This is a genomic window from Xylophilus sp. ASV27 (assembly GCF_016428875.1).
Taxonomy (GTDB): Bacteria; Pseudomonadota; Gammaproteobacteria; order Burkholderiales; family Burkholderiaceae_C; genus Xylophilus.
Map to the genome: position 1 here is coordinate 1 of NZ_JAELTO010000333.1, position 337 is coordinate 337.

Below are 337 nucleotides of genomic sequence, written 5' to 3' on the forward strand. Positions count from 1 at the left end.
CGGGGTCGCGCGCCTTGTCCGCGTTCTTCGTCGAGCTGGGCGCGCCGATGATGGTGGCGTCCACGATCGTGCCCGTGCCCACCTTCAGACCTCGGGCCTGCAGCGTCTGGCCTACCGTGGCGAACAGTTGCTCGCCCAACTTGTGCGCCTCCAGCAGGCGCCGGAACTTCAGCAGCGTGGTGCCATCGGGCACCCGCTCACGTCCGAGGTCGATGCCCACGAAGCGCCGCAGCGCCGGGCTGTCCAGCAGTGCTTCCTCGCAGGCCTCGTCGGCCAGGTTGAACCAGTGCTGCACGAAGTACATGCGCAGCATGCGCTGCAGCCCTACCGGCGGGCG

Annotated in this window: 1 protein-coding gene; it reads right to left on the minus strand. The window is 69.1% G+C overall.

Translation table 11 applies throughout. The annotated features are described in order from the left end of the window. Window positions 1–337, minus strand: a 337-nt coding sequence (locus JHD63_RS23195) for a transposase (protein WP_198973156.1), incomplete at both ends; no start/stop codon positions are given.